Source organism: Actinokineospora cianjurensis, from assembly GCF_003663795.1.
GTDB classification, from domain to species: Bacteria; Actinomycetota; Actinomycetes; order Mycobacteriales; family Pseudonocardiaceae; genus Actinokineospora; species Actinokineospora terrae.
The window spans coordinates 314,540-333,646 of record NZ_RCDD01000002.1 but is presented as its reverse complement, the minus strand read 5'-3'; the positions used below and the strand labels follow the sequence as shown (position 1 = coordinate 333,646).

The window sequence follows — 19,107 nt, the reverse complement described above, 5'->3', positions numbered from 1 at the left end:
GAGCCTGAGCCGCAGAGCGTAGGGATGGTGCGGGTGAGCAGTAGAAGCTGGCACCTAGGTGAGCCAGATAGATCCCATCCGGCCAAGCAGGAGTTTCAGGGAGCTGTCGAGCGCTTCCGTCACATGCAACAGCTCCACCACATCCAGCCGCCGCTCGTACTTGAGCCCCAGGTCGGCGTCGATCATCTCGCGGGTCCTGCGGAACTCACCGAGGAAGTGGTTGCCCGCGTCCACGAACCGAGCCGTGCCACCGACAGCGCGATCGACGACTACGGCGCCCTCGTCATGAGCACCATCCGCCTCGCGCTGGCCCCGGACGACGAACCGCTGGTCAGCACCTCCATCTGCCAGGCGAGGGTGCCCGCGGTCCGCCACCGCTGGTCGTCGGGCATCGCGCGTCCCCGGTCGTCGAGGAACGGCACGCGCTGCTTGACGGCCGCTCGCGAAGTGACCTGGACGAGGTGCTCGACGGCCGTGGACTCGGTCGCCAGCAGGACGACCCCGGCGGCCCGCGAGTACCACTCGACGCGGCTGAGCAGTTCCCGCGCCGCCTCCGGCACACCGACGTGGTGGGCCTGGTACACGAACTCCCTGCGCCACCAGTAGGCGAGCGCGAGTCCCGGCGAGCCCCGGTCGCGGGCGGAGTGGATGAGCTCGGTCAACTGCCTCAGCGCCGCCGGGGTGGCCAGGACGGGGTTCGCCTCGTACAGGGCGACCAGGTCCGCCGCGGTCCCGGCCTCGACCAGCGCGGTCATGACGTCCTTGGCCGCGGCGCGCCGCCGGAACACCCCCATGACTCGGTGATCATGGCGGACCCGGCTGTGCCAGGCTAGAGCCGAACGCGGCGGATCTGTCCCGGGGAGGGTGGGCGGTTGGACGGCGAGGTCGACTTCGAGGACACAGCGGACTTCGAGTGGACAGTCCGGGCATTCGAGGCACTGGAGGGCGGTCGCCTGCACGGCAAGGTGTTCACCGCCGATGGCGTGGTGTCCACCCACGTGTGGGGCCGGTGCCCGCGCTGCGCCCACCCGCTCGACGACCGGCAGGTCCACACCGCCGTGATCACCGGTCCGAGCCGCGAGGCCGACGCGCAGGACGAGCCGCCCGCGCTCGCCGTGGACATCGCCTGCCAGTGCGGCCATCCCCACCCACAGGCCCCGGACGGTGTCGCGGGTTGCGGTGTCAGCTTCCGCGTCGAGTTGGTGCTCGGATGAGCGGGTTCCGCCGCCCCGCCGCGCCACCGGAGCCGGTGAGCCGGGCGGAGCACGCCGCCTTCGCCGCCCTGGTCGCCGAGTCGCTACCCGCCGTCCGGGCGAGCGCGGCCGCGTGGCGCACCGGCCTGACCGCCCTGGTCACCCTCATCACCGCCGCCGTCGTGCTGCAGGGCAGGCGCGCCACCGCCGACCTCACCCCGTGGTGGCTGCTCGCGGTCACCGTCCTCATCGGCGGCGGCCTGGCCTGCTGCGCGGCGGGCCTGTGGCGGGTGCTCGCCGCCGAGGCGGGCTCCCGCACCACCACCCTCACCCTCGCCGACATCCACACCCGCCACGGTTCGGTCGCCGCCTACCAGGCCGCCCTGGCGGTCAAGGCGGGCAAGCAGTTGCGTCAGGCCCGCGGTCTCGTGGCCGTCGCCCTGTGCCTGCTGTTCGCGGGCACCGCGGCGACGTGGTGGGCACCACCCGCCCCCAAGCTGCTCAAGGTCACCCACGGCGGCACCACGACCTGCGGCCCGCTCCAGTCCGCGGACGGTGGGCGGGTCCGCATCACCCTGCCGGGCACCAATGCCTTCTCCGACATCAGGTTCACCGACGTCACCGGCATCGCCGTCGTGCCGTCCTGCTGACCGCGACGCTCCGCCGTGGACAGTCGTGCCGGGCGCGGAGAACCTCCGACGAACAGCGGATGAAAGCGGGTTCGCGTTCGTGACGCCCGGGCCCCGCGCGCTCTAGCGTCCGGGACATGATCGGTGTGCGTCGGATCGCGCTGGCCAGCGCGATGGGTGTGGTGTCCCTGCTCGTGGCGGTCGGACCGGCCGGGGCGGTGGGCAACGGGGTGGATCCGGGAACGACGGTGATCCGCGAGCCGGTGAGCGGACGGGCGGTCGACGACTGGAAGCTCGCCGGGCGCGCGAGCGCGTCCGGGGTGCAGGTGGCGCCGCAGTGGGTGCTGACGACCAGGCACGCGCCGGGGTCGGTCGGCGGGTCGTTCACCAACGCCTACGGGACCGCGAGGATCGACTCGGTGACCTCGTGCCCGGGGTCGAACTGCGACCTCAGCCTGTCCCACCTCGCGGTGGCGCTGCCCGCGCCCGCGTTCGTCGACCTGGTGGACAACGGGATCCCGCGGGTGGACAACACCCTCGCGGGCTCGGCACTCGCGGTCGGCATGGGCGGCGGCAAGCTCACGGCGGGCTGGACGTCGCCGACCGGCGGGCTGATGCTGTCCACTTTGGTCAACCCGCCGACGGCGATCCCGGGTGACAGCGGCGGTCCGGTGTTCTACCACCGGCCCGGTGACATCAACGGGCACCTGTTCGGTCTGATGACCTACGCCTCGACCGGCGTGATCAGTGGGGTGCCGCAGTTCACCGCGGAGGCCAAGACCTTCATCAGCGGTGTCGTGGGGACCGCGGTCCGGTGGACGACCTTCGAGCAGCTCGGCCCGCGGCCGCAACTGCCCGCCGCGATCACCGACTTCACCGCGTCCGCGACGCAGAACTCGATCCGGATGGACTGGAAGCCGGTGCCCGCGGTGACGGCGTACACCGCGGTGCTGATCAACCCGGACAACCCGGCCGACCGCGAACTGGTGCGCACCAACGCCACCACGGCCACTTTCGCCGTGCCCGCGGGCGTGCGGTGGGGCGCGTTCGTGCTCCCGGAGACCGCGAACGGACAGGCCCTGGTGCCCGCCGGGATGGACACCATGGGGTCGACGATCACCTACCGCTACTTCCGGTACGTCGCCGCGGGTCCACCGCCCACGCCGGTCCGCAACGTCACCGTCGAGTCGACCTCGACCGGGTTCACGGTCGTCTGGGAGAGAGGTCCCGAGGCTCTGCCGGAGGTGAACGACACCGAGGTCCGCGTGTGCGTGCCCAGTGACATCCTTTGTGGACGCCCCATCCTCCGGGTGAACTCCGAGCAGCCCGGGGTGGACATCACCGTTCCCGGTGTGGCCTACGGCGACCGGTTCATCCTGGCGTTGACCGACCACAACCCGTCCGGGACGGCGGCTCAGGCCGTTGTGCCGGTCACCCACCTGCCGCTGCTGCCGCCGACCGCGGCCCGCTCGCTGTCCGCCCACGTGACCGACACGAAGATCACCTTCGGCTACGACTCGCGCGGCGACGACCCGGTCACCATGGTCCCGCTCGGCCGCTACCGCCAGCACGCCCCTGCCGACGTCTACCTCGTGTCGTTCATCGACCTGCAGGGCCGCAAGCGCACCCTCCCCGTGGTCAACCCCGCGACCCAGCCCACCTTCGATGTGAACCCCGTCACCTCCCGGCTCACCCCCGGCCGGTACGACTTCACCCTGACCCCGCACAGCTGGACCTGGGGCGACGGCAAGCCGATCACCCTCTCGGTCCAGATCGGCACCCCCGGCGACTACTCCGTCGCGGCCAAGGTCCCCCCGGCGCCCGTGTTCACCGGCGCCAACCCGATCACCTGGACCCAGCCCGCGCCCACCGCGAACCAGTCCGGTGTGGACACCTACCTGCTGGTCGAACTGGTCAGCGGCCAGGTCTACGAACTCGGCCCCGACGTCCGCGACTTCGACCCGTTCTCGGCTCACCTGCAGCGGGACCAGCAGTGGCGGGTCATCGCGGCGAACTACGAGTACGGCCAGTCCCTCCCGACGACCGCCGCCCCCATCGAGGTACTCGGCGACTGACCGCCCGCGACGCGACCACCGCCCGGCAGGTGCCCGGGCGGTGGTCGCGTTCCCGCTAGCCGAGGTGGTCGACCAGGGTCTTGGCGATCACCGGGGCGCTGGCCGGGTTCTGGCCGGTGATCAGCGGGCCGTCCTGCACGACGTTGGGCTGCCAGTTGGCCGCCGACCTGGTGAAGTTCGCGCCGCGCATGGTGAGGTCGTCCTCCAGCGAGAACAGCAGGTGGCGGGACAGGTCGAGTTCGTCGTCCTCGGTGTTGGAGAACCCGGTGACGGCGCGACCGGCCACGTACGGGTCGCCGTCGGGGGACCTCACGTCGCGCAGGATGCCAGGGGCGTGGCAGACCATGGCGACCGGGGTGTCGGCGGCGAGGGCCTGCTCGACCATCCGGATCACCCGCGAGTCGACGGCCAGGTCCCACAGCAGGCCGTAGCCGCCGGGGAAGAACAGCGCGTCGAAGTCGCGGTGGTCCACTGTGGCCAGCGCGGCGGTCTCGCGGATGGCCAGCATCCCGGCCGGGTCCTGGGCGAACCGCTCGGTGTTCGCGGTCGTGAAGGGGGCCTGCTGGCTGAGGTGGTCGATGGGTGCCTCCCCGCCGAGCGGTGAGGCGAAGACGACCTGGTAGCCGGCCTCGGTGAACACGTAGTACGGGGTGGCGACCTCTTCGAACCAGGTGCCGGTCTTCTTGCCGCTCACGCCGAGGTCGGCGTGGGAGGACATGGTGACGAGGATCCGCCGCGGTCGGGACATCGTGTGCTCCTTCGGTGCTCTACCTACTAGTAGATAGGGAGAGCCTGTCGGTCGGGACGCGGGGCCGTCAAGGGGGTGAGAGAGTGCTCACGCCTACCTATCAACAGGTAGGCTTTCCGGTATGGACCGAGTCGACACCCGAGGCGCCCTGCTCGACCACGCGACGCGGCTGGTCCGCACCCGGGGCTACTCCGCGTTCAGCTACGCCGACCTCGCGGCCGCGGTCGGGATCCGCAAGGCCAGCGTCCACCACCACTTCGCCACCAAGGAAGAACTCGGCGTCCGGCTCGTGGCCCGCTACACCGAGCGGTTCCAGGCCCGACTGGCCGACATCGACCAGCAGGCCGCAGGCCCGGTCGACGCCCTTGAGCGCTACGCCGTGCTGTACCGCGAGGGCCTCTCCGACGGCGAAGCCTGCCTGTGCGGCGTGATCGCCGCCGAGATCGCCGCCGTACCCCCGGCCGTCGCCGCGGGCGTCGCGGACTTCTTCCACGTCAACCGAACCTGGCTGACCACCCTCATCGAGACCGGCGCGCACTCAGGAGTCCTGCACCCCCAACGGACTCCCGCCGACCACGCCGCGACCCTGCTCGCCACCCTGGAAGGCGCCATCTTCGTCGCCAGGGCCCACAACGACGTCACCGCGTTCGACCAGATCGCCACGACCGCGATCGCGACGCTCACGGCGTGAGAGGTCCCTCTCGCGCTAGTGACGCCATCCACTCCGGTAGAGCACGCCCACTGCCTCCGCCCGGTTCCGCGCACCCAGCCTCTGGTGGGCGCTGGCCAGCTGGTTCTTCGCGGTGTGCGGACTGATGCCCAATTGCCTCGCCGCCTGGCGGGTGGTCGCTCCCCGGGCCACCGCTTCCAGGACAGCTCGTTCGCCCGGGGGTAGGCGACGGATCTGTTCGCGTTCCGGGGGGTCGGCGCGGAACATGAGTTGCTGGTCGGCATCGCGCCGGTGGCGAGCCCACGTGCCGGCTATCCGCACACCCGCGTGATCAACGCCCCTACCCGAACTCCATCCTGTTCTCGCTGACCGCGTCCGAGGCCGCGCGGCTCGACTACCACCTGCCCGGCGCCGCGCGGCTCGTCGCCACGATCGGACTGGTCGACGTGCCGGGTGGGACCACGGCGGGGGCCACGGTCTTCGTCCAGGACGGGGGCACCGACCAGCGGACCGGGCTCTCCCCTAAGGTCCTGCCCGACACCAGGGTGTCCTACGGCCGACCCGTGGAGCTCGCCGTCGCCGTCCGGTCGGGCACGCCGCTGAGGATCCAGGGGTCCGACCTGGCACGCCTAGGATCGAGCGGCGTTAGCCGCTACAGCGAGGCCAGGTCGACGGCGTTCGCCATGGCGCGGTGGCCCGCGTCGTTGGGGTGCAGGTGGTCGCCGCTGTCGTACGCGGGGTTGAGGGCGTCCGGGTCGGTGGGGGAGACGGTGGCGCGGTCGAAGTCGGCCACGCCGTCGAACTCGCCCGAGGTGCGGATCCAGGCGTTGACCTGGTCGCGCACCGCCTCGCCCTGGGGGCGGTAGTAGTCCGAACCCTTGTACGGCATCAGGGTCCCGCCGATGACCCGCACGCCCTTGGCACGCGCTTGCCGGATCAGCTTGCGGTAGCCCGCGATCACGTCCGCGGCGGTGACGCGCGGGTTGGGCACGGCGCACTCGAAGTCGATCTCGCTGAACCCGATGTCGTTGATGCCCTCCAACAGGATCACCGTCCGCACGTCGGGCTGCCCGAGCGCGTCCCTGGCGAACCGGTCGACGGCACTGTCGCCGAAGCAGGTGGAGTCGTTGAGCACCCGGTTGCCGCCGATGCCCGCGTTCACCACGGGAACCCGGCCCCTGAGTCGCTCGGCCAGCTCGTCCGGATATCGGTTGTTCGCGTCCGGTGCGGACCCCGCCCCCTCGGTGATCGAGTCACCGAAAGCCACCACCACGTTCCGCCGCGGCGACAGGTCGACCACCTCGACACCGCTGACGTAGTAGAAGGACTGCGTCGTCTCACCGAACGCGCCAGCCGCGACGTCCGCCCGGTGATCGCCCGCAGCGTGGTAGCTCGTCGCGTCGGCGAAGGTGTGCCCGGTGACCTTCCCGGTCCCGGTGGGGAAGTAGAGCGTCACGCTCAACCGCTGCAACGGGGCGACGGGCAGGAGAGCGAGATCCGTGACGATCTCCCCGCCAGCCGGGACGACCACGGTCCGCTTGCCGCCGAAAGTCAGGTGCCGCAGCGTGTCGCGCCGGACGGCCGCGCCTTCCGCGGCCACCGCGACGGTCGCCCCGCCCACCTTGAGCGCGGTGCTGCTGTGCGCGTTGGACAGCCGCACCCGGACCGCGGGCCCGCCCGTGCTGATCCGCAGGACCTGTCGAACAGTGTCGTTGTCGAACCCCTCGACCGCCCACGCCGGGCTGACCAGGGCATGCGGCTCCTGCACCGACGTGGCCCAGGTCGCCGCCCAGTCCAGCCCTGACTCCGCCCCAGCAGGCGGCGCCACCAGCACCATCCCAGCGGTGAAAGCCAACCCCAGCACGACGATCCTCTTCACCGGTGCGCCCCCGAAGCCGAGTAATGGTCCAGACCAAAGATCAACCTACCGCCTGAGCGCCACACCTTCCAGCGCTCTTTCCGCCGGAGGGTGTGACGATACGCGAGTTGACCCGCTGGGCCGGGGCGCTATCGAGTGCGGCGCCGACCGGCGCGAGTGCCTGCGGAGAAAGCCGCCGCGCTCGCGGTCGTGACCTCCGGGGCGGCCGCGTTGCCGACCGGATGCAGCCCTGCGTGCCAGACCTCTTTCCGCCGAAGGGCATGACGGCATGCGGGCCGACCTGCTGGACCAGGGCGCTACCGGGTGCAGCACCGACCGGCGCGGGTGCACGCAGAGAAGCAGCCGCACTTGTGGTCTTCGTCGCGATTTCCGGGGTGGCTGTGGGTGTCGGCGGAGAGAGCGACCGCGCTGGTGGTCTTGGTCGCGACTTTCGGGTTGGCCGTGGGTGCCGACCGGCTACTGCCTGCGGGGCCACGCCCTCCAGCACTCTTTCCCGCCGGAGGGCGTGACGGCATGCGGGTCGACCCGCTGGGCCAAGGCGCTAGCGGGCGCGGCGGAGACCGGCGCGGGTGCCTGCGGAGAAGGCCGCCGCGCCCGTGGTCTTCGTCGCGACCTCCGGGGCGGCCGCAGGTGTAGAGCGGTTCTGCTTGGGGGTCGACGGCACCTGGCGGCGCTTGGTGGTCGCGGGCTTGCGGGGGGTGCGGGGCGACCGCTCCGTGACCGGTTTCGCGGTCGGTGCGACGAACGTGCGTTCCCCGGGGGCGAGTTCGGCGAGCAGCGGGTGGCCGGGTCGCAGTCGGGTGATCGTGGCGGCGACGCCTGCCTTGCGGGTGAGGTCGCGGACGTCGGCGACCTGGGCGTCGGTCATCAGGGTGATGACGGTGCCGGACGCCCCGGCCCGGGCCGTGCGGCCCGAGCGGTGCAGGTACGCCTTGTGCTCGACCGGCGGGTCGGCGTGGATGACCAGCGCGACGTCGTCGACGTGGATGCCGCGGGCGGCGATGTCGGTGGCCACCAGGGTGCTCGCCCGGCCCTCGGTGAACGCGAGCAGGTTCCTGGTGCGCGCCGTCTGCCCCAGGTCACCGTGCAGTTCCACCGCGGGGACGCCCTCCGCCACGAGCTGGCGGGTGAGCCGCGTCGCGCCGCGCTTGGTCCTGGTGAACACCACCGCCCGGCCGGGTGCGGCGGTCAGGTCGACCAGGACCGGGAGCCGGGCCGCGGGCTGCACGTGCAGCACGTGGTGGGTCATGGCCGTGACCGGCGAGGACGGCGGGTCGGTGCTGTGCGTGGCCGGGTTGGACAGGAACCGGCGCACCAGCACGTCGACCCCGGCGTCGAGGGTGGCGGAGAACAGCAGCCGCTGGCCGCCGCGCGGGGTCTTGTCCAGCAGCCTGGTGACGACCGGGAGGAACCCCAGGTCGGCCATGTGGTCGGCCTCGTCGAGCACGGTGATCTCGACGGCGTCGAGGTGGGCGTGCCCGGTGGCGATGTGGTCGGCGAGCCTGCCGGGGCAGGCGATCAGCACGTCGACGCCCGCGCGCAGCGCCGAGACCTGGGGCCCCGGCCGCACACCGCCGTAGACGGTCAGCGTGGTCAGCGACAGGGCCTCGGCCAGCGGGGCCACGCTCGCGGCGATCTGGTCGGCCAGCTCCCGGGTGGGGGCCAGGATCAGCGCCCGCGGCCTGCCGGGGCGCCGCGCCCTGGTGCTGCCCGCGAGCCGGGCGAGCAGGGGCAGGGCGAACGCGTAGGTCTTGCCCGACCCGGTCCGGCCGCGGCCGAGCACGTCCCGGCCGGACAGCGAGTCCGGCAGGGTGGCGGCCTGGATCGGGAAAGGACTGTCGATGCCGCGCGCGGCGAGCACGTCGACCAGCGCGGCGGGAACTCCCAGCCCCGCGAAGGTCGGGCTCTCGGCCGGGGTGACCCCGGTCGTGGACGGGCTGGTCTTGCTGGGGCGGCGAGCCGCCATACGGTACTCCGGAACGTTGAGGGACGTCTCTAGCAGACGTGCGCCGCCAGAACCAAGCGCGCGTCGCAGACGCGATGCGAAGGCAGCCCGCAGCGGTGCAGGGCGAGGCCGCACCCCGAACCCTACAGGACCGAGCGGCCGCTGTCTGGTGATTGTCGCCGCACCCGGCCCCTGGTCCACCGCGGACCTCCCGGGCGGTCGGGTGGACCACCGTCGGAACCAGCGGGCTCCGCTGATCGGTCGGGGTGGACTTTCCTTGCCTGCCAAGGAATCCGCGTGTCACCCGGTCGGCTGATTCGGGTCGTCGGGGTTGCTGCCTAGGCTCGGGGAAATCGCGTCGGGGAGGACGAGAAATGGTTACTGGCAGGAGAACCGCGGTGGTCGTGGCCGCGTGCGCCGCACTGGTCTGCGCGACCGCGCCGACCGCGGCGGCCGACAACGCGGTGCTCGGCAGCACGTGCCTCAACGGGTGGTACGCCTTCACCGTGACCGCCACCGCGGGCGACATCCCCGCGGGCAGCCAGTGGACCTCGCAGTGGGTGGCCGCCTCCCAGGTCCCGGCCGAGTACGACGTCGTCGCCCACCCCGGCGTCATCACCTCGACCCCGGTCAACGCGCACCTGGTCACCCTCACCAACCCCGCCCCGATCGCCGCGGGCACCCGCGTCCTGCTGGAACCGCACGGCTACTCGCTGACCAACAAGAGCAGGCTCACCCTCCGCCTGTCGGGCTACGGCGGCTCGGTCGGCCGCACCTTCCCGGTCGGCGAGTGGCCCACCTGCTGACGGGAAGTCCTCACCGGACCCTGGGTCGCCACGTCGTTGCCCGGCGGCACCGCCTACGCCGGGTTGACCAACGCGGGCGGGTCAGAAGGCGTACGGGCCGAACCGTCCCCATGCCACCGCCGCGGCGAGGATCAGTAGCGCCAGATTCAGTGCCAGGTAACGGAATTCGCCACGCCGGGCGTGCACCGCCATCGCGCCCGCCATCGTCACGGCCAGGCCGGTGGCGGCGATCGGCACCAGGATCGGAGCGATGTCGATCACCGCGGGCAGCACGAGTCCGACCGCGGCCAGCAGTTCGAGGACGCCGAGCACCTTGATCGCCACCGGCGGCCAGCCCCGGTACCAGCCGAGACCCGCCTCGACCAGTTGCTCCCGGTCGTACCGCAGTTTCGTCGTCCCCGGGTACACGAACGCGGCCGCCAGGAGCACGGCAATGACCCAGAGCGCGATGTGCATGATTCACCCTCGAAACGGATAGAGTTAAACGGTGGGGCGAAAATAGCGGCTATTGCCCGAAAAGTGCAAGTATTCACGTTTTGTGCCGAGCGGCCGCGATGCGCCCGCCCTGCCCGCGTAAAGCTCCCTCCAGCTCTTCTCGCAATCGCCAGCACCTGGGCCGTAACGCAGCCCACCTGGCGCGGTCGGGGGAAGTCGGCCAGGATCGCGCTCAGTGATCCATCCACGCCCAGCACGGGGAGAGCAGATGTCCAGCAGCCAGTCGGACCGCGCGCGGGAGTTGCTGCGGCTGCACCGCGAGCCCGCCCTGCTCACCGTGGTGAACGTGTGGGACGCCATCACCGCCAAGGTGGTCGCCGACATCCCCGGCACCAAGGCGCTGGCCACCGCGAGCCACTCGATCGCCGCCAGTCGCGGGTACCCCGACGGCGAGAAGATCCCGGTGGCGGAGATGATCGCCGAGGTCAAGAACATCGTCGACGCGACCGACCTGCCCGTCACCGCCGACCTCGAGGGCGGGTACGGCGACGCGGCCGACACGATCCGCAGGGCGATCGCGGTGGGTGTGGTCGGCGCGAACCTGGAGGACCAGGTCAAGCCCGTCGCCGAGGCCGCGGCGCAGGTGGCGGCGGTGATCGCGGCGGCCGAGGCGGAGGGTGTGCCGGACTTCGTGCTCAACGCCCGCACCGACGTGTTCGTCAGGGCGGGCGACCGCGACCCCGCCGAGGTGCTGGCCGACGCCATCGAGCGCGGCCGCGCCTACCTCGACGCGGGCGCGCCGGTGGTGTTCGTCCCCGGCAAGCTGGACCTCGACCAGGTCACCGCGCTGGTGGACGCCGTCGGCCCGCAGCGCCTGACCCTGATCGGTCTCCCCGGCACGCCCGCGCTGAGCGACCTGGAGCGCCTCGGTGTGGCCCGGGTGTCCTTCGGCCCGCTGTCCCAGCGGGTCGCGCTCACCGCGCTGGCCGAACTGGTCGAGTCCGTTCACCAAGGGGGCGGCGTCCCCGAGGGCACCCGACCGCTGAACTGACCCGCGCTAGTTTGGGCACTCCGAAGCAGAGGAGTGCCCCGTGGGCAAGGTGGTCATGTACGGCTCGGTGTCGGTGGACGGTTTCATCGCGGACGACGACGACCAACCCGGACCGCTGTTCGACTGGCTGACCAGCGGCGACGTCCCGTTGGACGAGACCGGGGCCCTCAAGGTGTCCCAGACGTCGTACGACCACACCCGCGCGTATTGGGACCGGATCGGGGTGACCGTCGTCGGCCGCCACGTCTTCGACATCACGGACGGCTGGGGCGGCACACCGCCGAGCGGCATCGACCACGTGGTCGTCGTGACGCACCGACCCGCGCCCGACGGCTGGGACCCCGAGGCACCCTTCCACTTCATCGACGGCGTCGAGGCAGCCGTGGCCAAGGCGCAGAACCTCGCGGGCGACCGCGTCGTCGAGGTCGCCGCGGGCGACGTCGGTGGCCAGGCGCTCGCCGCCGGCCTGGTCGACGAGGTGCGCATGGACGTCGTGCCGGTGGTGTTCGGGTCCGGCAAGCGCTACTTCGGGTCGGTCGACGCGCGGCACCTGCTGGAGGACCCGGACGTGGTCCAGGGCAACCGGGTCCTCCACCTCCGCTACCAGGTGCGCCGCTGACCGACCCGAGCGAGGACGAATGGTGCTCGGGCACCAGGGCAGTCCGAGTCTCGGCCGATCAGCGGCCGTCGAGCGCGATCTTGATCAATCCGGCCACGGTGCCGCGCTGGTGCTGATATCACTTCTCCGGAGGACGGGGGAGGACTGGATATGGCGCAGCAGGAGGATGTTGTCGAGCTCTACCTGACCGAGGTGGCCGAGGACCGCAGGCCGCTCTGGGACGACCTCCTGGAACTGCCGCGCTACGTCGAGTCGGTGCGGGTGGACATGGCGGCGTTCCGGGGGTTCCTGGGCAGGCTCGGTGTGCACCGGATCCTGGCCGAGGCCACCCGGGTCCGCGTGGTGGGCACGGTGCGCGAGGACATCCACGACCACCGCGTGCCCGACCGCGTGATCACGTTGCACCTGGGCGGGCTCCTCAAGGGGATCGACAGGGCCAGGCGCGTGGAGCCGGGGCTCACCGACCCTGTCGCGGCCGAGCGGGTGGCCAGGGCGATGTCCGACGCCATGATCCACCTGGGTGGTCACCTCAGCTCGGACGTGGACGCCGGCACGCCGCTCGACCGCGATGTCACCTTCGCCGGGAAGGTGGGCAAGGCGATCGGCTTCCTCGTCGAGATCGGGGTGACGGCGGTCTTCGTCGCCTTGCTCGCGTTCGAGGAGACCTACATGTACTTGTTCATCGCCGAGATCTTCGCCTTCCCCTACCTCGGCTACCGCGCCGGTCGCCACACCTGGCCCGGCTAGCGGATCCGGGCGGCGTCGGCGGCGGCCTTCGTCGTGGTGTGCAGGTGGTCCGCGCCGATCCGGTCGAGGAAGCCGGTCTCGGCGAGCAGTGCCCGGACCTCGCGATGAGCCCTGGCCAGGCGTAGTTCGACCCCACGGCTCGCCAAGTCGGCGTGGAGGTCGGACAGCATGTCCGCCGCGGGGACGTCGAGGTCTGTTGTGGACTCAAGGTCGACGACCACGGTACGAGCACCGCCCAACAGCGGGATGACGGCCTCGTGGACGGCGACGGCGTTGGCGAAGAAGACCGGACCATCCGGGCGAACCACGAGCACGCCCGGCACCGGCGAGCCGTCGGCGACCAGTCCCGTGCCGTCCGAGGTCCGCCCGAGCGTCGAGATCCCCGCGCGGGCCGCCCGGTAGATCACCGCCAGCACGGACACCAGGACCGCCACTGCCAAGCCGGGCAACACGTCCAACACCAGCACACCCAGCAGCGCGACGACGGCCAGCACGAAGTCGGTCCGGCGCAACCGCCACAACCTGCGCAGTTCCCCGACCTTGACCATCCGCGACACCGCCACCAGCACGATCCCGCCCAGCACCGCCTCCGGCAACGGGGCGAACAACCCGGTCAACACCAACGCGACCACCGCGGTCACCACGGCCGCGGTGAGGAGCGAGACAGCGGACCGGGCACCCGCCAGGTCGTTCGCCGCCGACTTCGACAGGCTCGCGCCGACCGGGTAACCGCGGAAGAAGCCCGCGCCGATGTTGGCCGCGCCCAACGCCCGCAGTTCCGCGTCGGGGTCGATCGTGTTGCCGTGCTTACGAGCTAGGGACCGAGCCGGACCGATCGCCTCGGCGAAGGTGACCAGCGCCAGACCCGCCGCGCTACCCGCCAGGGTCACCAGGTCCGCAAAGGACACATCGGGCACGGCGGGAGTTGCCAGGCCGCTGGGCAGGTCGCCCACGACGTCGACACCGTGGCCGTCGAGGCCGAGCAGCGCCGAGACCGCGATCCCGGCGATCAACGCGATCAGCGCCACGGGCACCCGGGGCAGGAACCGTTCCACGACGAGCATCAGCGCCACACAGCCCGCCCCGACCGCCAGCGTGGCGAGGTGGGTGTCGCCCAGGTGCCGGACGATCAGCCAGACCCGGTCGAAGAACCCCTCGCCGCCGCCGTCGACGCCCAACACCTTCGGCACCTGCTTCACGGCGATGACCAGCGCCAACCCGGTGACGAACCCGGTCAGCACGGACTCCGAGAAGAACTGCGAGAACCGCCCGAGCCGCAACACGCCCGCCAGCACCATGAACAGACCGGTCACGACGGCCAACGCGCCGGTGAGCGCGATGAACTCCGCCGATCCCGTCGCCGCGAGAGCGCCGACCGCGGCCGCCGACAGCACCGCGACCGTGGCGGAGTCGGCGATCACCAGCTGCCTGGAGGTCCCGAACACGGCGTAGAGCAGCAGGGCGACCGGGGTGATGTAGAACGCCGTCTGGGGCGGCATGCCCGCCAACTGCGCGTACGCCATGCCTTCCGGGACGACGAGCGCGGCGACGCTCAGCCCGGCGAGCAGGTCGACGGACAGCCACGCCCGCCGGTACCCCGGCAGCCATCCGACTACCGGTACCAGCTTGGCCAGTGCGGCCATGCACCCTCCTTTGTCGACGGTCGGCCGTCAGTGTCGGGTCGCGGCCGGGTGGGGGCCTCACCCGCGGCAGGTGGAGTCGACCCGGCGACGTGCCCGGCCCGCCCGCTCCGGGTGATGCGGTGAGCCGGTCGGCCGAACGACTCTGGCGGCATTCGTCGAGGAGAGGTCGAGACGCATGACGCGACAGCAAGGTGTGCCCGAAGCGCGAGTGAACCCGACCCGGGGGCGCGCGAGCGGGCACTGGGGCGTGCTCAACGGGGTGCTGATGGTCGGGGTGGGGGTGGCCGCCCTGGTCTGGCCAGGCGCCTCACTGGTCCTGGTGGCGGTCCTGTTCGCGATCACGTTGATGGCCAACGGCGTCGTGCGCGTCGTGCAGGCCATCGCCGACTCCGGGTCCGGCGGCGGTCGGGTGCTGCTCGGCCTGCTCGGCGCGCTGTCGCTGCTGGTGGGCGTGCTGTGCCTGCGGGCGCCGTTGCAGACCTTGGCGCTGCTCGCCGTGCTGATCGGCTCGTGGTGGCTCGTCAGCGGCGTCCTGGCGGTCGTGGCCGCCCTCGGTGACGGCGGGGGAGGAGGCTGGTCGGTCGCGCTGGGCGTGTTGAGCGCGATCGCGGGCATCTACGTCCTGGTACAGCCCGGGATCTCGCTCGCCGCGCTCGAGATCGCGCTCGGCGTCGGCCTGGTCGTCCTCGGTGCCGTCACCGCCGTCGAGGCCGTCCGCACCCGCCCGACCGGGCGATGACCGCCCACCGCGAGGGCATGGTGTGGATCGGGGCCGGGACGTTCGCGATGGGCTCCGACGACCACTACCCCGAGGAGGCGCCGGTCCACGAGGTCGGCGTGGCCGGGTTCTGGATCGACCGGACCACGGTCACCAACCGCGACTTCGCCCGCTTCGCCTGCGACACCGGGCACGTCACGGTCGCCGAACGCGCACCCGACCCGAGCGCCTACCCCGATGTCGACCCGTGCTCGCTGGTCCCCGCGTCGGTGGTGTTCGTGCCCCCGTCCGGGCCGGTCGACACGCGGGACAACCACAACTGGTGGCACTACGTCCCCGGCGCCAACTGGCGGCGCCCGGCAGGGCTGGGCAGCTCGATCCGGCGGATCCCGGACCACCCGGTGGTCCACCTCGCCTGGGACGACGCCGTCGCGTACGCCGCGTGGGCGGGCAAGGACATCCCCACCGAGGCGGAGTGGGAGTACGCCGCCCGCGGGGGACTGGACCGCAAGCCCTATGCCTGGGGTGACGAGTTCGCTCCCGGCGGGGTGCACATGGCCAACACCTGGCAGGGCCCGTTCCCCTATCGCAACACCGTGGAGGACCGCTTCGAGGGGACCGCGCCCGTGGGTTCTTTCCCGGCCAACGACTACGGCCTGCACGACATGATCGGCAACGTGTGGGAGTGGACGTCGGACTGGTACGCGCCGCACTCCGCACCTGTCCGCGCGTGCTGCTCTTCGTCCACATCGGACGTACCTCGGCGCGTGGTCAAGGGCGGCTCCTTCTTGTGCGCACCCGCCTACTGCCGCCGCTACCGCCCCGCCGCCCGCATGGGGCAGCCCGTCGACACCTCGACCTGCCACGTCGGCCTGCGCCTGGTGGCCCGGCCGTGACCGAACATGCTCCGCCGCAGGTGATGCGGCGGTCCGGCACCTGATTGGACAGTGCAACCATGGACCCTTCGAACAAGCCCAACATCCTGGTCATCTGGGGCGACGACATCGGTATCACCAACCTCAGCTGCTACGGCGACGGCGTGATGGGCTACCGCACCCCGAACATCGACCGCATCGCCACCGAGGGCATGCGGTTCACCGACGCCTACGGCGAGCAGAGCTGTACCGCGGGCCGGTCGTCGTTCATCACCGGCCAGAGCGCGTACCGCACCGGTCTGTCCAAAGTGGGCATACCCGGGGCCGACACGGGGTTGCGGGCCGAGGACCCGACGATCGCCGAACTGCTCAAACCGCTCGGCTACGCCACCGGCCAGTTCGGCAAGAACCACCTCGGTGACCGCAACGAGTTCCTCCCGACCGTGCACGGCTTCGACGAGTTCTTCGGCAACCTCTACCACCTCAACGCCGAGGAGGAGCCCGAGCTGCCGGACTACCCGCCCACCGCCGACTTCCCCGAGTTCCGCGAGCGGTTCGGGCCGCGCGGGGTCCTGCACTGCTGGGCCACCGAGGAGGACGACCCGACCGAGGAACCCCGCTACGGACGGGTCGGCAAGCAGCGCGTCGAGGACACCGGCCCGTTGACCAAGAAGCGGATGGAGACCATCGACGACGAGATCCTCGACCACGCAGCCGACTTCATCCACCGCAAGCACGCCGAGGGGACCCCGTTCTTCGCGTGGGTCAACACGACCCACATGCACCTGCGCACCCACCCCAAGCCCGACAGCGTCGGCCAGGCCGGGCGCTGGCAGTCCCCGTACCACGACACCATGATCGACCACGACGCGCTCGTCGGGTCGCTGCTCGACCTGCTCGACGACCTGGGCATCGCTGACGACACGATCGTCGTGTACTCCACGGACAACGGCCCGCACACCAACACCTGGCCCGACGGTGGCACGACGCCGTTCCGCTCGGAGAAGAACACCAACTGGGAGGGCGCTTTCCGCGTCCCCCAGGTGATCCGCTGGCCCGGCCGGATCGCGCCGGGAACGGTGCGCAACGAGATCATCAGCCACCACGACTGGTTGCCCACCTTCGTCGCCGCGGCGGGCGAGCCCGACATCGTCGCCAAGCTCCTCGACGGCCACCGGGCCGGGGACAAGACCTTCCGCGTCCACCTCGACGGCTACAACATCCTCCCGTACCTCACCGGAGCGGCGGACTCCAGCCCCCGCCCCGGCTTCTTCTACTTCTCCGACGACGGCGACCTGCTGGCGCTGCGCTTCGACAACCTCAAGATGGTCTTCATGGAGCAACGGGCCACCGGCACCCTCCAACTCTGGGCCGAACCCTTCGTCGCCCTCCGCCTGCCCAAGCTCTTCAACCTCCGCACCGACCCCTTCGAACGAGCCGACACGACCTCGAACACCTACTACGACTGGTTCCTCAACGAGGCGTTCCTGGTGCTGGCCGCCCAGGCGCTGGTCACCCGCTTCCTGGCCACCTTCACCCAGTTCCCACCCCGCCAACGAGCCGCCTCCTTCACCATCGACCAGGCCCTCGCCCGCCTCGAAGCCACCATCACCACCGGCCGCTGACCACCGGCCCTGGTGGACAACGCCCCGTCCACCAGGGCCGCTCCGGCGCGGCTGCTCCGTCCAACGCGACACGCTGGCACCATCTTCGCCGATGCCGATAGGGCCACGTGCGGCCTTGGTGGGCAGGGGAGTGTCCACCGAGGCCGGTTCGGGCGCTCGGACCGTTCAGGACGTGGGTCGTTCGTCCACGACCTCGATCAGCTTGCCGGTCCGGGCGTTCGTGGCCAGTTCCGAGGGGCGGACCCATTCCACGGTGATCGGGTGGATGAGGCCCCGGCGGACGGCGGTGGGGTAGGGCGGGCTGGCGGCGTAGACCGCTTCGACGATGGTGTGGTCGAGGCCGGGTGGGGGCGTGTGGGTGGCCAGGCGCAGGATGAGGCCGTCCTTGGCGTCCCAGTGGCGGGCCACCAGTTGCATGCCGGTGATGGCGCCGTGCACGTCGGCGCGGGTGATGACGGTGCGGATCTCGCCGGGGCGCAGGACGTCCGGGCCGACCTTGACCGAGTCCTCGGACCGGCCGAGCAGGCGGAACCGCCCGAGGTCGGGGTCTGTCCACTCAGCACGGTCGCCGACCGGGTAGCGGATGACCGGCATCAGGGTTCGGGACGTGTTGGTGGCCACCAGCCTGCCCGGGACACCGGCGGCGGTGATGGGCTCGCCGGTGGTCTCGTCGTGGATCTCGATGAGGCTGTACGGGGCGAGGGTCTCGTGCACGCGGACGTCGTCGCCGGGCACGGGAGCGCCGAGCGGGCCGCCGTCGACCGCGGCGTACCCGAGGGAGCCGATGCCCGCCCGTGGGAACGCCTTGGCCAGCACCGAGCGGACGTCGTCGAAGAGGGGTTCGCCCGCGAACAGCAGCAGTTCGACCGACTCGGCCACCTCGCCCCGCTCCAGCAGCAGGTCGGCGACCTTGACCAGGGTGGAGGCCATGCCGCAGGTGACGTTGACGCCGAACTCCCTGATCGTCTCGGCGACGAACTCGACCGGGGCGGTGCCCGCGATCGGCAGCCGCAGGTTCTCCACCGACGCCTTGGCCAGCACGTCGTTGGTGAACAGGAACCCGCTGTAGAGCTCGCCCGCCACGAACAGGTTCGCCACCCGGTGGCCGGGCCGCAGCCCCGCGCGGACCAACCCGGTGCCGAACGCGACGGCGGCGTCGGTGTTCTCCTCCTCGTCCCACGGCGAGAACTTCGGCGCACCGGTCGTGCCGCCGGACTTGTAGACGATCCCGTTGGTCAGCGGCCTGGTCAGCAGCCTGTTGTCCGGGAACGTGTTCGCGGCCCAGAAAGCCTCCTGGTCGACGACCGGGAGCTGGGCGAGATCCGTGATCACCGCGGGCAGGTCGTGGTAGAGCTCGGCGTAGAAGGGGGAGTTGCGGCGGGCGTAGTCGACCAGCACCTGCAAGGACTTCGCTGGCACCTGAACCTCTTTCGCGGTCGGGGAGTACGA

General features: G+C 71.4%; 20 protein-coding genes. 11 read left to right on the top strand and 9 right to left on the bottom strand.

Features of this window, described 5'->3' with window-relative positions; all coding sequences use genetic code 11:
- Positions 1 to 54: 54 nt before the first annotated feature.
- Positions 55 to 234 (bottom strand): hypothetical protein, encoded by a 180-nt coding sequence (locus CLV68_RS16180; RefSeq protein WP_121391567.1) that lies wholly within the window; start codon positions 232 to 234, stop codon positions 55 to 57.
- 35 nt (positions 235 to 269) lie between these two features.
- Positions 270 to 794 (bottom strand): hypothetical protein, encoded by a 525-nt coding sequence (locus CLV68_RS16175; RefSeq protein ID WP_121391565.1) that lies wholly within the window; start codon positions 792 to 794, stop codon positions 270 to 272.
- A 78-nt stretch (positions 795 to 872) separates the two neighbouring features.
- Between CLV68_RS16175 and CLV68_RS16170 the strand changes: the two genes are divergently transcribed.
- The 3 genes from CLV68_RS16170 (at position 873) to CLV68_RS16160 (ending at position 3,897) form a co-directional block, all read left to right on the top strand.
- Positions 873 to 1,214: a hypothetical protein gene (locus tag CLV68_RS16170; RefSeq protein ID WP_121391564.1), complete on the top strand. Its 342-nt coding sequence runs from the start codon at positions 873 to 875 to the stop codon at positions 1,212 to 1,214.
- The gene (locus CLV68_RS16165) at positions 1,211 to 1,843 is read left to right on the top strand and encodes a hypothetical protein (protein ID WP_121391562.1); all 633 of its coding nucleotides are present in this window, start codon (positions 1,211 to 1,213) and stop codon (positions 1,841 to 1,843) included. The genes CLV68_RS16170 and CLV68_RS16165 overlap by 4 nt, the downstream gene beginning before the upstream one ends.
- 116 nt (positions 1,844 to 1,959) lie before the next feature.
- Positions 1,960 to 3,897, top strand: coding sequence for a hypothetical protein (locus CLV68_RS16160; RefSeq protein WP_121391560.1), 1,938 nt, complete (start codon positions 1,960 to 1,962; stop codon positions 3,895 to 3,897).
- A gap of 55 nt (positions 3,898 to 3,952) precedes the next feature.
- On the opposite strand, the gene CLV68_RS16155 is transcribed toward CLV68_RS16160, so the two are convergent.
- Positions 3,953 to 4,645, bottom strand: coding sequence for a type 1 glutamine amidotransferase domain-containing protein (locus CLV68_RS16155; protein WP_121391558.1), 693 nt, complete (start codon positions 4,643 to 4,645; stop codon positions 3,953 to 3,955).
- A 121-nt stretch (positions 4,646 to 4,766) separates the two neighbouring features.
- On the opposite strand from CLV68_RS16155, the gene CLV68_RS16150 reads away from it, so the two are divergent.
- Positions 4,767 to 5,336 carry a TetR/AcrR family transcriptional regulator gene (locus CLV68_RS16150; RefSeq protein ID WP_121391556.1) on the top strand — a complete coding sequence of 190 codons (570 nt, stop codon included), beginning with the start codon at positions 4,767 to 4,769 and terminating at the stop codon, positions 5,334 to 5,336.
- Positions 5,337 to 5,351: 15 nt separating this feature from the next.
- On the opposite strand, the gene CLV68_RS35995 is transcribed toward CLV68_RS16150, so the two are convergent.
- The 3 genes from CLV68_RS35995 to CLV68_RS16135 all read right to left on the bottom strand — a co-directional run bounded on the left by CLV68_RS35995 (position 5,352) and on the right by CLV68_RS16135 (position 9,160).
- The gene (locus CLV68_RS35995; protein WP_425454865.1) at positions 5,352 to 5,582 is read right to left on the bottom strand and encodes a response regulator transcription factor; all 231 of its coding nucleotides are present in this window, start codon (positions 5,580 to 5,582) and stop codon (positions 5,352 to 5,354) included.
- A 385-nt stretch (positions 5,583 to 5,967) separates the two neighbouring features.
- On the bottom strand, positions 5,968 to 7,194 hold the full coding sequence (locus CLV68_RS16140; RefSeq protein WP_246009903.1) for an SGNH/GDSL hydrolase family protein: 1,227 nt from the start codon (positions 7,192 to 7,194) through the stop codon (positions 5,968 to 5,970).
- Between the two features lie 541 nt (positions 7,195 to 7,735).
- Complete coding sequence (locus CLV68_RS16135; RefSeq protein WP_121391552.1) at positions 7,736 to 9,160, bottom strand: DEAD/DEAH box helicase; 1,425 nt, start codon at positions 9,158 to 9,160, stop codon at positions 7,736 to 7,738.
- A 353-nt stretch (positions 9,161 to 9,513) separates the two neighbouring features.
- Here CLV68_RS16135 and CLV68_RS16130 point away from each other — a divergent pair, with 353 nt between their 5' ends.
- A complete protein-coding gene (locus CLV68_RS16130; protein WP_147460017.1) occupies positions 9,514 to 9,945 on the top strand; it encodes a hypothetical protein in 432 nt (143 codons plus the stop codon).
- A gap of 81 nt (positions 9,946 to 10,026) precedes the next feature.
- Here the strand turns inward: CLV68_RS16130 and CLV68_RS16125 are convergent, their stop codons facing one another.
- The gene (locus tag CLV68_RS16125) at positions 10,027 to 10,401 is read right to left on the bottom strand and encodes a DoxX family protein (protein WP_121391548.1); all 375 of its coding nucleotides are present in this window, start codon (positions 10,399 to 10,401) and stop codon (positions 10,027 to 10,029) included.
- A gap of 247 nt (positions 10,402 to 10,648) precedes the next feature.
- Here CLV68_RS16125 and CLV68_RS16120 point away from each other — a divergent pair, with 247 nt between their 5' ends.
- From CLV68_RS16120 to CLV68_RS16110, 3 genes are all read left to right on the top strand, one after another.
- Positions 10,649 to 11,431, top strand: coding sequence for an isocitrate lyase/PEP mutase family protein (locus CLV68_RS16120; protein ID WP_121391547.1), 783 nt, complete (start codon positions 10,649 to 10,651; stop codon positions 11,429 to 11,431).
- A 40-nt stretch (positions 11,432 to 11,471) separates the two neighbouring features.
- Positions 11,472 to 12,050 (top strand): dihydrofolate reductase family protein, encoded by a 579-nt coding sequence (locus tag CLV68_RS16115; RefSeq protein WP_121391545.1) that lies wholly within the window; start codon positions 11,472 to 11,474, stop codon positions 12,048 to 12,050.
- A 150-nt stretch (positions 12,051 to 12,200) separates the two neighbouring features.
- Positions 12,201 to 12,797, top strand: coding sequence for a Rossmann-fold NAD(P)-binding domain-containing protein (locus tag CLV68_RS16110; RefSeq protein WP_121391543.1), 597 nt, complete (start codon positions 12,201 to 12,203; stop codon positions 12,795 to 12,797).
- Here the strand turns inward: CLV68_RS16110 and CLV68_RS16105 are convergent.
- Positions 12,794 to 14,440 (bottom strand): SulP family inorganic anion transporter, encoded by a 1,647-nt coding sequence (locus CLV68_RS16105; RefSeq protein WP_121391541.1) that lies wholly within the window; start codon positions 14,438 to 14,440, stop codon positions 12,794 to 12,796. The genes CLV68_RS16110 and CLV68_RS16105 overlap by 4 nt on opposite strands.
- 208 nt (positions 14,441 to 14,648) lie before the next feature.
- Between CLV68_RS16105 and CLV68_RS16100 the strand changes: the two genes are divergently transcribed.
- The 3 genes from CLV68_RS16100 to CLV68_RS16090 are packed head-to-tail and all read left to right on the top strand — an operon-like array spanning position 14,649 to position 17,658.
- The gene (locus CLV68_RS16100; RefSeq protein ID WP_170224395.1) at positions 14,649 to 15,179 is read left to right on the top strand and encodes an HdeD family acid-resistance protein; all 531 of its coding nucleotides are present in this window, start codon (positions 14,649 to 14,651) and stop codon (positions 15,177 to 15,179) included.
- On the top strand, positions 15,176 to 16,054 hold the full coding sequence (locus tag CLV68_RS16095) for a formylglycine-generating enzyme family protein (RefSeq protein ID WP_211346565.1): 879 nt from the start codon (positions 15,176 to 15,178) through the stop codon (positions 16,052 to 16,054). The genes CLV68_RS16100 and CLV68_RS16095 overlap by 4 nt, the downstream gene beginning before the upstream one ends.
- 59 nt (positions 16,055 to 16,113) lie before the next feature.
- Entirely contained in the window at positions 16,114 to 17,658 is a 1,545-nt protein-coding gene (locus CLV68_RS16090; protein WP_121391537.1) for an arylsulfatase, read from the top strand.
- Between the two features lie 165 nt (positions 17,659 to 17,823).
- On the opposite strand, the gene CLV68_RS16085 is transcribed toward CLV68_RS16090, so the two are convergent.
- Entirely contained in the window at positions 17,824 to 19,077 is a 1,254-nt protein-coding gene (locus CLV68_RS16085) for a phenylacetate--CoA ligase family protein (RefSeq protein WP_121391535.1), read from the bottom strand.
- Positions 19,078 to 19,107 lie beyond the last annotated feature (30 nt).